Below are 13,027 nucleotides of genomic sequence, written 5' to 3' on the forward strand. Positions count from 1 at the left end.
TGTGGCCGCCCGCCGATCGCGGGTCGGACCTGCCCCCTGCCGTGGCCGGGCACTGAAGCGGGGTTCACCGTGCCGAACGATTCACCACCGTGTCCGGTCTTGCCTGCCGGCGACATCGGCGAAACTCCGACGCTGACCGCAATCGGGCACGGTAACAGCGTTGTCGCCGCGTCTTCAACCGCCAGCGCGGGTCGCCCCTGTCGGCATTCGTGAAAACCGCCGCATCGGTCGTCTTCCGTCGCAGCTCACCGCCGCCGTGACCGGGTTTGACGCTGATTGCCCCCCGGCCTAGGCTGGAGGGGCTGCTCTCACGCCCTCTGCTAGGGTGATGGGTGCTCGCTGCCCGCGGTCGCGCACCGCACAACCGAGGTCACGCACCGCCGGGCAGCACCGATCGGGGCTGCCGCAGCGGCGGCCCGGACCACCACGACCCGGCGATCCACTCGTCCGGGGCGTCCGACAACGGAGAGCCTGACGTGAGCAAGCGCACCTACCAGCCGAACAACCGCCGGCGCGCGAAGACCCACGGCTTCCGGCTGCGCATGCGCACCCGGGCCGGCCGCGCCATCATCTCGACCCGTCGCGCCAAGGGCCGCGCCCGCCTGTCGGCCTGAGGCCGGTCAGGTCCGCTCCGGAGGACGTGACGTCGTGCTGGCGGCCGCCCAACGACTGCGGCGCAGCAGCGACTTCGCCGCAGCGGTTCGTGGTGGTCGGCGAGCCGGTCGGGGTGCCCTGGTCGTCCATCTGACCGTGCCGGGCACAACCGGATCCGACAACGCAGCGCCGAAGCCGGCGCGGGACGGCGCGGAGGCAGACTCCACGCCGGTGTCCCGCGCCGGCTTCGTGGTTTCCAAGGCGGTCGGACCGGCGGTGGTCCGCAACCGGGTGCGCCGCCGGTTGCGGCATCTGACCCGCGAACGCCTCGTCGACCTGCCGGCCGGAAGCACCCTCGTGGTACGCGCCCTGCCGGCTGCGGCCGACGCCACCTACCAGCGACTCGGCGCGGACCTGGAGGCGGCGCTCGACGCCGCCCGGTCCGGCCGGACACGGCGGCCCCGATGAGCGCCGAGCAGCGGCCGTTCGGCCCGGCTACGCCCGGTGCCCGGGTGCTGACCCTGCCCATCATCGCGTACCGTCGGTGGATAAGCCCGGCGTTGCCGGCCCGCTGTCGGTTCTACCCGTCGTGCAGCGCCTACGCCCTGGAGGCCGTGGCCCGGCACGGTGCGCTCCGGGGAGCCGGTCTGACGGTCCGGCGGCTGTCGCGCTGTCACCCATTCCATCCTGGCGGATACGACCCGGTTCCGGAGCCGGGCGGCCGCCGACCTGCCGACGTGACTGGAGCCTGAGAATTGAGTCTCGACTGGATCTACTACGCGATCTCGTGGATCCTGCTGGCCTGGCACTCGGCCTGGGACGCCATCGGCATCCCGGACGGCGCGGTCCTCGGCACCAACTGGGCATGGATCCTCGCCATCATCTTCCTGGTGGTCACGGTCCGGGTCATCCTGTTCCCGGTCTTCGTCAAGCAGATCAAGTCGCAGCGGGCGATGCAGGCGCTCCAGCCGCAGGTCAAGGCGCTACAGGAGAAGCACAAGGGTGACCGGGAGACGCTCCAGAAGGAGATGATGGAGCTCTACCGGAAGGAAAAGGCCAACCCGCTCATGGGCTGCCTTCCGATGTTCCTCCAGATCCCGGTCTTCCTCGGCCTCTTCCACGTGCTGCGTCGCCTGAACCCGGATCCGTCGAAGAACAACAAGGACATCTACGGCTGGACGGTCGACCAGTTCAACAGTGCCTCGGACGCGACCCTGTTCACCGCCCCGATCGCCAGCAAGTTCGGCTCGACGGCGGCGGAGCTGGCGCAGCTCGGTGCCAACGGCACCGTCGTGAAGATCATGGCCGGTGTCCTGGTGCTGGTGATGATGGGTACCACCTACCTCACCAGCCGTCAGATGATTCTCAAGACGGGTTGGGCCGAGGACCCGCAGCAGCGCATGATCCAGCGCCTGATGCTCTACGGCATCCCGCTGTCCCTGCTGGTTTCCGGCGCCATCTTCCCGATCGGCGTGATCATCTACTGGGTCACCAACAACCTGTTCACGCTCGGGCAGCAGCAGTGGGTGCTGCGCAAGTTCCCGCCGCCGGTGACCGCGACCAGCGCAAAGCCGGGCACCTCGGCGCGTAACGGAGCACAGCCGGCGAAGACCAGCGGGCTGTTCGGGCGGAGCAAGCCGGCCGCGGCACCGCCGCCTCCGGCCGCGCCGAAGATCGCCGGCCCGAAGCCGGGTGCCAAGCCGGTCAACCCGAAGAAGGGCCGCCCCGCCAAGCGGCAGGGCTGAATCGTCCGGGCCGCCGCCGGGAGACCGGTGGCGGCCCGTTGCGCGCCGTGCGGCCGCCGGGTGGCCGGCGCCGGTGCGCGAAGCGCCACCCGTGCGGTGGTGGACGGGCGAGACTGCCCCTACAGACGTGCCCGCGGGCACCGGCGACGTCCCGCCGGCCGCGGGAAACCAGCGGACCCGAGGTCCGGCCGAGCGAGTACGGAGATGACACCGTGACCGACACCAGCATCCCCCGCGCCGACCAGCCCCTGGACGACGAGGAGCCGACCGCGGCGGCTCCGGTCGGGGGCGAGCCGGAGGAGACCGACGCCGAAGCGGCACCGAGCAAGGCCGCCGGCGAGAGCGACCTGTTCCGGCAGAGTGAGATCGCGGCCGACTACGTGGAGGGGCTGCTCGACATCCTCGACTACGACGGCGACATCGACGAACTCGTGTCGGGCGGTCGCCCGGTGGTCGAGGTCGTCGGCGGGCGCCTGCAGAACCTCGTCGGCCAGCGCGGCGCCACCCTGGAGGCACTTCAGGAACTGGCCCGGCTCGCGGTGTTCCGGCAGACCGGCGCACCGAGCCGCCTGCTGCTCGACGTGGGCGGGTACCGCGCCAACCGGCGTAAGGAACTGGCGGCGGTCGCCCGCAACGCCGTCGAGAAGGTCAAGGAGCACGGGGAGCCGGTGCGGCTGGAGCCGATGTCGGCCTTCGAGCGCAAGTGCGTTCACGACGTGGTCAACGCGATCGACGGGGTGGAGAGCGAGTCCGAGGGCGTCGAGCCCAGCCGGCGCATCGTCGTCCGTCCCGTGGACTGACGGGTGACTCAACAGCACGCCAGCGGCAGTGCCGCCTTCGGCCCGGGTGGTACGCCGCCCGGGCCGCCGGCTGTCCCGCCCCAGCCCACCACGGCCGTGCTACCGCCCGAGCTGGCCGAGGCAGCTCGCCGGCTCTTCGGCGTACGCCTCGATGTCGCGGCCGCGTACGCCGAGCTGCTCGCGACCGACGGCGTGGTGCGCGGGCTGATCGGTCCTCGCGAGGCACCCCGGATCTGGGATCGTCACCTGCTGAACTGCGCGACGGTGGCCGAGCTTGTTCCGCCGCATGCCAGCGTGCTGGACGTGGGATCGGGTGCCGGGCTGCCCGGTCTGGTGCTCGCCATCGCCCGGCCCGACCTGGCGGTGACCCTCATCGAGCCGCTGGCTCGCCGTACCGCCTTCCTGGAGGAGGCGGTGGAGGCGCTCGGACTGACCGACTCGGTGCGGGTGTTTCGCGGCCGGGCCGAGGAGGCCGTCGGGAGGGCGGACGCCGTGCCGGGCGAGGTGGTCACCGCCCGGGCGGTGGCGCCACTGGACCGGCTGGCGAGTTGGTGCCTTCCGCTGACCAGGGTGGGTGGTCGGCTGCTCGCCCTGAAGGGTGTCTCCGCGGCGGAGGAGATCGCCGAGCACGCGGAGGCGGTGCACCGCCTCGGCGGCGGTCGACCCGTGTTGCACCGATGTGGTGAGGGCGTGGTGGATCCGCCGACCACGGTGGTCGAGATCGTCCGGGAACGGGCCGTCGGTCCGGCGGCCCGTGCCTCGTCGAGAAAGTCTCGCTCGCGTCGACGGTGAGCCGGGCCGGGACCCGACCTCTGGTGCCGGCTGACTTCGGCTCGTCGTTCGTGCGGCTGACCTGCGTCGGCACGCCGGCCACCTCGTGCGGACCGGGATTTTCGAGGCGGCCGTGGCCGGTCCCCGGGCAGCGCGCGAGCGGCGAGTTACCGAACCCGACGTGGACCGGCCGCGCCCGTGCGCCGTAGGCTGACCGCGCGTCGATAGTGTGGAGCGGGCGGCGATGGATCTCCCTCCGGGGCCCGACCGCTCCCGCCGGGCGGTACCTCTGCGGAGAGCACGCGAGTGGCCCGGTTGACGGGTGCGGACCGACCATCCGAAGCGGGCAGGGATGACAGGTGCATGACGACGGCAGGTACGACGATCCGCGAGTGACCGGGTCACCGGATGACCCTGTTTCACGTGAAACCGAATATCCGAACTGGCGGCCCTCCGAGGTGTCGCAGAGCCCACCCGAACCCGGTCGGAATGCGCCGACGTCGGGTGTTCCGTGGTCGGGGGCCGGCGACGGACGCGACGGGGCGGACGCGAGTGGTCGCCCGGTCAACGCGTCCCCTGACGCGCGGGTGATCCCGATTCGTCGGAACGCCTCCGCCTCCGCACGGTTCGAGGCGGCGGCAGCACAACCCCCGCCATCCGCGATGGTGCCGGATCCTCGACCGGCTTCCGACACGCCCGCACCTGCGGACGGTTCCTACGCAACTGCCGCGACCGAGGCCGCGTACGTTTCACGTGAAACCCCGACGCGCGAAGAGGATGACCCACCGTTGGCTATGGAGGCGATGCGCGCCGTGCAGATCCTGAATCCCAGTGGCGAGGTGACCATGCCTCGGCCCGACCGGACCCGGGTCATGTGCGTCGCGAACCAGAAGGGCGGCGTGGGTAAGACCACCACCACGGTCAACCTCGCGGTGGCGCTGGCCCTGCACGGCAACCGGGTGCTCGTGGTCGACCTCGACCCGCAGGGCAACGCCTCGACCGGGCTGAACGTGCCACACCACACCGGCGTGCCCGACGTCTACGACTGCCTGATCAACAGTGTGCCGCTGGAGGATGTGACCCAGGCGGTGGAGGGCATTCCCAACCTCTGGTGTGTGCCGGCCACCATCGATCTCGCCGGTGCCGAGATCGAGCTGGTCTCCGTGGTGGCCCGCGAGTCGCGGTTGGACCGCGCCATCACCGCCTACCCGGGGCACTTCGACTACGTGTTCATCGACTGCCCGCCGTCGCTCGGCCTGTTGACCGTCAACGCGTTGGTGGCCGCGCAGGAGGTGCTCATACCTATCCAGTGTGAGTACTACGCGCTCGAAGGGCTCAACCAGCTCATCAACAACATCAACCTGGTTCGTCAGCACCTCAACCCGCGGCTTGAGGTCTCCACGATCCTGCTCACCATGTACGACCGCCGTACCCGGCTCGCCGACGCGGTCGAGCAGGACGTCCGGAACCACTTCGGGGACAAGGTGCTCCAGGCGGTGATCCCGCGTAACGTGCGGGTCTCCGAGGCGCCCAGCTACGGCCAGTCGGTGATGACCTACGATCCCGGTTCGCGGGGGGCGACGAGCTACTTCGAGGCCGCGCAGGAGATCGCCGAGCGGGGCGTCAAGGAGCCGGTGAGCCGGAATGCGTAGTGCGTACGAGGCGCTGGGAGGCGTGGCATGAAGAACCGTCCACGGGGCGGTCTGGGGCGGGGCCTGGGGGCGCTCATTCCGACCGGGCCGGCGCCGGACGCTGGCGCTGGCACCCTGACCGGGGGAACCGGTGGGTCGACGGCGGTTGCGGCGCCGACCGTGCTGCCGGTGTCGGCCCCGCCGATCGAACCTGAGGCGACGCTGAGCCCGGTGCCCGGCGCCCGCTTCGCCGAGATCCCGGTCGACTCGATCGTGCCCAACCCGAAGCAGCCCCGCCAGGTCTTCGACGAGGAGGCCCTGGAGGAGTTGAAGACCTCCATCCAGGAGGTGGGCTTTCTCCAGCCGATCGTGGTGCGGCAACTCGACGGCGAGAAGTTCGAGCTCGTCATGGGCGAGCGCCGGTGGCGAGCCGCCCAGGCGGTCGGCCGGGAGCACATCCCGGCGATCGTGCGCGACACCCGAGACGACGCGATGCTGCGGGACGCGCTGCTGGAGAACATCCACCGGGCGAACCTCAACCCGCTGGAGGAGGCGGCCGCCTACCAGCAGCTGCTGGAGGAGTTCGGGGCCACCCACGAGGAACTCGCCCGGCGCATCGGTCGCAGTCGGCCGCAGATCTCCAACACCATCCGGCTGATGAACCTGCCGGCCCCGGTACAGCGCCGCGTCGCCGCCGGTGTCCTGTCCGCCGGGCACGCCCGGGCGCTGCTGAGCCTGGAGGATCCGGAGACCCAGGAACAGCTGGCACTTCGGATCGTCGCCGAAGGCCTGTCGGTCCGAGCGACAGAGGAGATCGTCGCGCTCACCCTCAACGACGGGCCGGGCAAGAAGGAGTCGACGAAGCGCCGCCCGAAGCCACACGCGCCGGCGCTCACCGACCTCGCCGACCGTCTCTCCGACCGGTTCGACACCCGGGTGAAGGTGGACATCGGGCGGAGCAAGGGCAAGATCACGATCGAGTTCGCGACCGTCGACGACCTGGAGCGAATCGTCGGCATCATCGGGGTTGAGCGCGAAGAGTCGGAAGACTGATCAACGAATCGACAAGGCCGCCTCGTCACGTACCTGACGAGGCGGCCTTGTCGTACAGGCAGCCGCAGCACGCAGTGCCGGCCCTGCCGCAGTGGGCCGTCAACTGCTCGGTGCCCCGCCGCTCGACGGCCCAGATCGGTCGCGCGGCCGGACGGGACGGCGCGTTCAGTCCGGTGGTTGGCGACCGATCCCGGCCGACGACCCACGGGATTGGTGCCTGTCCAAGGTAGCCGCCGGTCGCCGTGCGGTCCCGCCACCCACGGCTGGAACATACCTGGCGCCGCACCGGATACCGGCCAGCCTGCGTAGGCAGGTCGACGAACCGCGGCGCTCCTCCTCCGGCGGCGGCGTGGCGGTTGCCGCTGCGGCCGGCGCGCCGCCGCTGGGGCCGGCGCGCCGGCGCCGGGGCCCTGATCCGGTTCCCGGGGGAACGGGAGGGCGCAGCCTCAGTCGCCGGCACTTTCCGACCTACGGCGTGCCGGGCCCTTGGACCGGAGCTACGGCGCGAGCTGTGACCGGCAGCGGGGGTCCGGCATCGGGCCGAGATGCACGCGGCGGTTCTCCGGGATCCGGCTGCCATCGAGCACGGGGTCGCCGGGACCGCTGCTTGGTGCCGGCTCGCTGGCGGACAAGGGCTGTCGTCCTCGCTTGGAGTCGTCGCGGGCGGCCGCCACACCGGGAACGTTGCGAGCGGGTAGGCGTCGAACCGAGGGCGGACGAGCCGCAGGTGATCCGGCGATGGGTCGGGACAGGGCTGAGGCGCATGGGCGCCCGGGCCGGGTGATCGGCGGGAAGCCGGCGGCCAGACGACGGCGACTCACCGGGAAAGGGACGGCCCGGCGGACACCGGCTAGACGGGCGGCGCCCCTGCGGAAGATCCGCCGGAATACGGGGAGACGGGCTGGCGGGGACGAGCGGACAGGCGGGGATCGACCCGACACCGGCGGCCAGGCGAGTGCCCGCACAAGTTGGGCGACGGGCTCACGCTGTCGACGCTCGGTCGGCTCGAACGGTGCGGAGGCCAGTTGGAGTCCATGGCTCAGGAGAGTGCCGGCGGCCAGTTCGGGGCCCATGGCTCAGGAGGATGCCCGGTCGGGCAGGCCGTGACCGTGACACTCCGCTGGGACGCCTCGTTGTTCAGTGGTGCGAGCGTCCAGCCGGGCCGGAGCCGTTTCACGTGAAACCCCACCCGGTTACCGCCCCGAACCCGCCGGGGCGTCGGAATCGGCTGGAGTTGCTACGGGTCCGGCTGAGTGGTGACCGAGGTCCGCCGGTGGCGCACAGGGCGGTGCGGAGGGTGCCGGGAGCCGAGTGGTCATTCAACGGCGGGCGCCCGGTGCAGACACAGGTCCCGGAACCGATCGCTGCGCGGCGGGATGGTCATGAGTGCGCCCGGAAGCGGCACACCCTACCGAACGGGCGCGCCACTGTTTCACGTGAAACAGCGGCGCCGGCGCGGGTGAGTGGCACGGTGTTCGACCGATTTTCGGCACACCCACGGTCGGCCACGCGGGCGGGCGGGACGTCATTGTTATCCACACCGGTTGTCCACAGGCGCGAGCCGCTTCACGTGAAACACAGGCCGAAACCCCTTGTCGAACCGGGACACCGGCAGGCAAGCCGCTACCCGGCCGCCTGTGGATAACTCTGGGGAGAACTGCACGGTGGTGCGGTCCGTTCATTCGAACGCTCCAGAGAGAGTCGAACCCGATTCGGGTAGGGACAGTGGTCCCAGACTCGGTTAGGGTCAGCGTCGTGCACGACACCCCTCCCTCAGTTCCGGACTTCACCCAGTGGCCGTCCTTCCCCTTCGAGGGCGACCTCCGGGTCAAGCCACTCGCCGACCCGGTCTCGGTCGAGCCACCTCGCAAGGGTGAGGCTCACCGAGAATGCACTGCCTGCCAGGCTCCCGACGAGGCCTACATCTGGGTCGGTGAACGATGGCGCGTGCGGGCCATGGATCGACCCACCGGCCTGCCCATGGTTCTCATTCTGGAGTCGCGGTCGCACCTCGACCTCGGCGACCTACCGAACCTGCTCGCCGCCGAGTTGGGCGTGATGACGGTACGGCTCGAACGGGCCATCCGGTCGCTGGACGGGGTGGCTCGCGTGCACGTCAACCGGTGGGGCGACGGGTCCGCCCACCTCCACATGTGGTTTCTCGCCCGGCCGTACGGTCGGCTGCAACTCCGTGGCACCTTCCTCTCGCTCTGGGATTCGATCCTGCCGCCGATCTCCGAGGAGCAGTGGCGGGAGAATCTCGCGCTCGTCGCGGCCTGGCTGGCCGAGTTCGGTGGACGGCCTCTGGCCGAACCACCCCGCATCCAGTGGCAGGCACCGTCCAGTCTGGCGGCGCAGTCGGCCGCGCCGCCCGAGACGAAGCCGGCAGAGGGAGGGTCGCTGCTGGACGCCATCGGAGAGACGGCCGAACCACCTGACACTCCGGGCGTCGGTGTCAGCGCGGAGTCGCCAGACGCGCCGATCGCGGTCCCGGCGAGCGACTCGGCCCCTGAGGCGGTCGACGCGGCACCGCAGCGCGAGCCGAGAGCGGACGCGGCCGAGACGGCTCGCCCCGAGCGAACGACGGTTCCCGAGACCACAGTCCCGCTGTCGAGCACCGAAGACGTCGACGACGTCTCGCAGCTCGACACCACCGCAGACACCGAGAGCACCGCCGCCACCGAGAGCACTGCGGGCACGGAGGGCACCTCGGGCACGGAGACCGACTCAGGCGCCGAGAGCGCCGCAGACGCGGAGAGCGCCGCAGAAGCTGGCAGCGTGCGCAGAGAAGGGGCGCCGGAGGCGGAGACCCGGACGTCGTCCGGTAAGCCGGCCTCGGGGGGCGGGCAGCGATAGGACCGGAGGGACCGGGCCGCACTGAGGCAGGCCCGGCATCCGGATATGACCGAGGTCCGCCAGCCATCCGACGGCTGGACGACGCCGCCGGATCGGCAACTGCGGCACCCGCGACCGCCCCGATCCGACGACGCCCCCACCGCCTCGACACCGCAGTCGAGTGGCGACGACCCGTCCGTGGCGGGACGCGAGGTCACCCGGTGGGCGTCGTGCTCGGTAGGGAAATCAGCGGGCCGCGGCGCGGGCTACCAGGTTGCCGATCATGCCGCCGAAGTCGAGACCGGCGGCCTGCACCGCGAGCGGCAACAGCGACGTCTCGGTCATGCCCGGCGAGACGTTGACCTCGAGCACGTGTGGCTGACCGGTCGAGTCGACGATCAGGTCGACCCGACTGAGGTCACGCAGGCCGAGGGCGGTGTGGGCGGCCAGGGCGACCTGGGCCACCGACTCGGCGACCGTCGGCTCGAGGCGGGCCGGGGTGTGCCAGGTCGTCCGGCCCGCGGTGTAACGGGCCGCGTAGTCGTACACCCCGTTACGGGGCACGATCTCCACCGCCGGTAGCGCCTGCGGGCCGTCGCCGAGGTCGACGACGGAGACGGCCACGTCCATGCCGGGAACGTACCGCTCGACGAGCGCCGTCGAGTCGTACGCGAAACAACCCACCATGGCAGCCGGCAGCGACGCCGCATCCCGGACCACGGCGGCGCCCAGTCCGGAACCGCCCTGGGCCGGCTTCACCATGAGCGGCAGCCCCAACCGATCGACGATGCGGTCCAGCACGGCCACCGCGCCGAGTTCGCTGAACCGGTCGTGTGGCAGGGCGACCCAGTCGGGAGTGGCGATGCCGGCCTCCCGGAGCACGGCCTTGGCCGACGGCTTGTCCCAGGCGAGGCGGGAAGCCCGGGCGTCACAGCCGACGTACGGCACGCCGCACAGATCCAGCACCCCACGCAGCGAGCCGTCCTCGCCGGTGGCGCCGTGCAGGGCGATCACCACCGCGTCGGGCGGATCAGCGATCAGGGCCGGCAGCAGGGCGACGTCGGCGTCGCGCAGTTCGGCCTGCATCCCGACGGCGCGTAGCGCGTCGAGCACCCGACGGCCCGAGCGCAGCGACACGTCACGCTCGTACGACAGGCCACCGGCGAGCACGAGCACGTGGAGATCGGTGGTCTCGGGGCCCGACACGGCGGGTTCTTCGGCAGCGGTGACACCCATGCCGGGCATCATGCCAAGTCTGGTCCTGGCGCGTCCCAGCCGGTCCTGCCTCGCCGGGCGCCGGCCCCGCCCACCGCACCGAACACCCGACGCATGGCGATGTCCTGCTCCATCACGCTGGCCAACCGGCGCACGCCCTCCCGGATCCGCTCCGGTGGCGGGAACGAGAAGTTCAGCCGCATGTGACCATTGCCGTTGCCGTCGGCGTAGAAACCGGTGCCGGGCACGTACGCGACCCGGGCGGCGATGGCCCGGGGCATCATCGCCTTAGAATCCAGCCCGTCGGGCAGCGTGGCCCAGACGAACAGCCCGCCGCCGGGCACGGTCCAGCGGGTGCCGGCCGGCATCAGGTCCTCAAGTGCCGTGAGCATCGCGTCCCGTCGCTCCCGGTAGACCTCCCGGTAGACCTTCAGCTGCTCGCGCCAGGGCATGGTGCCGAGGTACGTGCTGACGGCGGCCTGCGCGTACGCGCTGGGACAAAGGATCTGTGCCTCGCTGGCGATCACCAGCTTGTCACGCACCGCGTGTGGCGCGAGGATCCAGCCGACCCGCAGCCCCGGCGCGAACGTCTTGGAGAAGGTGCTGAGGTAGAAGACCCCGTCCCGCCGCCGCGCCCGCAACGGCGCGGGTGCCTCGCTCTCGAAGCCCAACTGGCCGTACGGGTCGTCCTCGACCACCAGCAGTCCGGCGCGCTCGCAGATGTCGAGAACCTGTTCCCGCCGCTGCTCAGTGAGCGTCACGCCGGTCGGGTTCTGGAAGGTGGGGATGGTGTAGAGGAACTTGACCCGCCGTCCGGCCCGGGCCTGCTCCGCGATGGCGAGCTCCAGTGCGGCCGGAATCAACCCGTCGTCGTCCATCGGCACGTGCACGACCTGCGCCTGGGCGGCCTGGAACACCCCGAGTGCGCCGACGTAGGTCGGCCCCTCGGCGAGCACCACGTCACCCGGGTCCAGGAAGAGACGGGCCACCAGGTCGAGCGCCTGCTGCCCACCGACGGTCACCACCACGTCCTCCGGGGAGGCACCGCAGGCGGCGTCGATGCCGGAGAGGGCCATCACCTCGCAGATCCGCTCCCGCAGCTCCAGGGTGCCCTGACCGATGCCGTACTGCAGCGTGGTGCTGCCGTGCTCGGCACCGAGCCGGCCGAGCATCTCACCGACGGCGTCCAGCGGCAGTGCGGCGATGTACGGCGCGCCACCGGCGAGGGAGACGACCTCCGGTCGACTGGCGACGGCGAACAGGGCCCTGATCTCCGACGCCGTCATGCCCCGCACCCGGCGGGCGTACCGGTCGGTGTAGTCGTCGAGTGTCGTGCCGGTCATCACATCACCTCGGTGGCTGCTCGGACGGCTCCGGTCCCGGATACCCAGGACACCGGCGACCATGGCGTACGGCGCGCCGAATGTCGATCGTAGCCGCCTTGCACACCCCTATGCGCCCCTGATTATTCGTGCGTCCACATCCCGGACCCGGAGCCGGCACCCCTGAGGTGCACGTTCACGCTTACTCTCCCCAGTCGCCGACCGGCGGCGTACGATCGCTCGTCGGGGGCAGGAACACGGCGGTGCCATTCGGGCCGCTGGGGCGGCGGTGCCATTCGGGCCGCTGCGGCGGCGGTGCCGTCCGGGCCGGTCCCACCTCCGAGCCTAGTGTGGGGAAGCGCCAATGTCGCGACGTCTGGTCAGCCTGACCCTGGACACCCTGGAGGATCTGCCCCGGCCCTGCCGCCAGTGTGTGTACTGGGAGCTTGATCCGGTTTCCGCGGACCGCGCCTGCGCCGCTGGCGACCCTGGCCTGGAGAAGGAGGCGTGGGTCTCGCAGACTCTGCTCGAATGGGGTTCCTGCGGCAAGCTGATCTACGTCGACGGGATGCCGGCCGGATTCGTCATGTACGCTCCGCCGGCCTACGTGCCCCGGTCGATGGCCTTTCCGACGTCTCCGGTCTCCGCCGACGCGGCGCTGCTGATGACCGCGAACGTGGTGCCCGCGTTCGTCGGCGGCGGTCTCGGTCGGATGCTGGTGCAGGGGGTGGCCCGCGATCTGACCAAGCGCGGGATCAAGGCGATCGAGGCGTTCGGCGACGCGAAGTTCGGTGACTCCGCCGATCCGGGCGGAGCGTGCGTGGCACCTGCCGACTTCTTCCTCTCGGTGGGCTTCAAGACGGTTCGCCCGCATCCGCGGTTCCCCCGGCTACGGCTCGAGCTGCGGACGGCGTTGAGCTGGAAGTCCGACGTCGAGTACGCGCTGGAGAAGCTGCTCGGCTCGATGAGCCCGGAGACGTTGCTGCGTCCGGTCCGACCGACACCGGCCACCCGCTCCACGACCGGCTGACCGGCCGGCGTCGAAGGCACCGGGTACCCGG

The 13,027-nt window shown here is 71.1% G+C and carries 12 protein-coding genes; 10 read left to right on the forward strand and 2 right to left on the reverse strand.

The window, feature by feature from the left end:
• Positions 1–476: 476 nt before the first annotated feature.
• The 9 genes from rpmH (at position 477) to O7605_RS19865 (ending at position 9,450) form a co-directional block, all read left to right on the forward strand.
• Positions 477–614, forward strand: coding sequence for a 50S ribosomal protein L34 (gene rpmH / locus O7605_RS19825; RefSeq protein WP_013736606.1), 138 nt, complete (start codon positions 477–479; stop codon positions 612–614).
• A 34-nt stretch (positions 615–648) separates the two neighbouring features.
• Entirely contained in the window at positions 649–1,062 is a 414-nt protein-coding gene (rnpA, locus tag O7605_RS19830) for a ribonuclease P protein component (protein ID WP_269740549.1), read from the forward strand.
• Positions 1,059–1,346, forward strand: a complete 288-nt coding sequence (gene yidD, locus O7605_RS19835; RefSeq protein ID WP_269740550.1) for a membrane protein insertion efficiency factor YidD — start codon at positions 1,059–1,061, stop codon at positions 1,344–1,346. Before rnpA ends, yidD begins: the two co-directional genes overlap by 4 nt.
• A gap of 3 nt (positions 1,347–1,349) precedes the next feature.
• Positions 1,350–2,339 carry a membrane protein insertase YidC gene (yidC, locus tag O7605_RS19840; protein WP_269740551.1) on the forward strand — a complete coding sequence of 330 codons (990 nt, stop codon included), beginning with the start codon at positions 1,350–1,352 and terminating at the stop codon, positions 2,337–2,339.
• A gap of 212 nt (positions 2,340–2,551) precedes the next feature.
• Positions 2,552–3,139: a Jag family protein gene (locus O7605_RS19845; protein ID WP_269740552.1), complete on the forward strand. Its 588-nt coding sequence runs from the start codon at positions 2,552–2,554 to the stop codon at positions 3,137–3,139.
• 111 nt (positions 3,140–3,250) lie between these two features.
• A complete protein-coding gene (rsmG, locus tag O7605_RS19850) occupies positions 3,251–3,931 on the forward strand; it encodes a 16S rRNA (guanine(527)-N(7))-methyltransferase RsmG (RefSeq protein ID WP_443083994.1) in 681 nt (226 codons plus the stop codon).
• A 338-nt stretch (positions 3,932–4,269) separates the two neighbouring features.
• A complete protein-coding gene (locus O7605_RS19855; RefSeq protein WP_269740553.1) occupies positions 4,270–5,562 on the forward strand; it encodes a ParA family protein in 1,293 nt (430 codons plus the stop codon).
• A gap of 27 nt (positions 5,563–5,589) precedes the next feature.
• Positions 5,590–6,594 (forward strand): ParB/RepB/Spo0J family partition protein, encoded by a 1,005-nt coding sequence (locus O7605_RS19860; RefSeq protein WP_269740554.1) that lies wholly within the window; start codon positions 5,590–5,592, stop codon positions 6,592–6,594.
• 1,980 nt (positions 6,595–8,574) lie between these two features.
• Positions 8,575–9,450, forward strand: coding sequence for a hypothetical protein (locus O7605_RS19865; protein ID WP_443083995.1), 876 nt, complete (start codon positions 8,575–8,577; stop codon positions 9,448–9,450).
• A gap of 225 nt (positions 9,451–9,675) precedes the next feature.
• Here O7605_RS19865 and O7605_RS19870 read toward each other — a convergent pair whose 3' ends face one another.
• Positions 9,676–10,665, reverse strand: coding sequence for a D-alanine--D-alanine ligase family protein (locus O7605_RS19870; protein ID WP_269740556.1), 990 nt, complete (start codon positions 10,663–10,665; stop codon positions 9,676–9,678).
• Between the two features lie 8 nt (positions 10,666–10,673).
• Positions 10,674–11,987, reverse strand: a complete 1,314-nt coding sequence (locus tag O7605_RS19875; protein ID WP_269740557.1) for an aminotransferase-like domain-containing protein — start codon at positions 11,985–11,987, stop codon at positions 10,674–10,676.
• A gap of 343 nt (positions 11,988–12,330) precedes the next feature.
• Between O7605_RS19875 and O7605_RS19880 the strand changes: the two genes are divergently transcribed.
• Positions 12,331–12,996: a GNAT family N-acetyltransferase gene (locus O7605_RS19880; RefSeq protein WP_269740558.1), complete on the forward strand. Its 666-nt coding sequence runs from the start codon at positions 12,331–12,333 to the stop codon at positions 12,994–12,996.
• The last annotated feature ends 31 nt before the right edge of the window (positions 12,997–13,027 follow it).

Origin of the sequence: Verrucosispora sp. WMMA2121 (assembly GCF_027460185.1) — a bacterium.
Classification (GTDB): Bacteria; Actinomycetota; Actinomycetes; order Mycobacteriales; family Micromonosporaceae; genus Micromonospora; species Micromonospora palythoicola.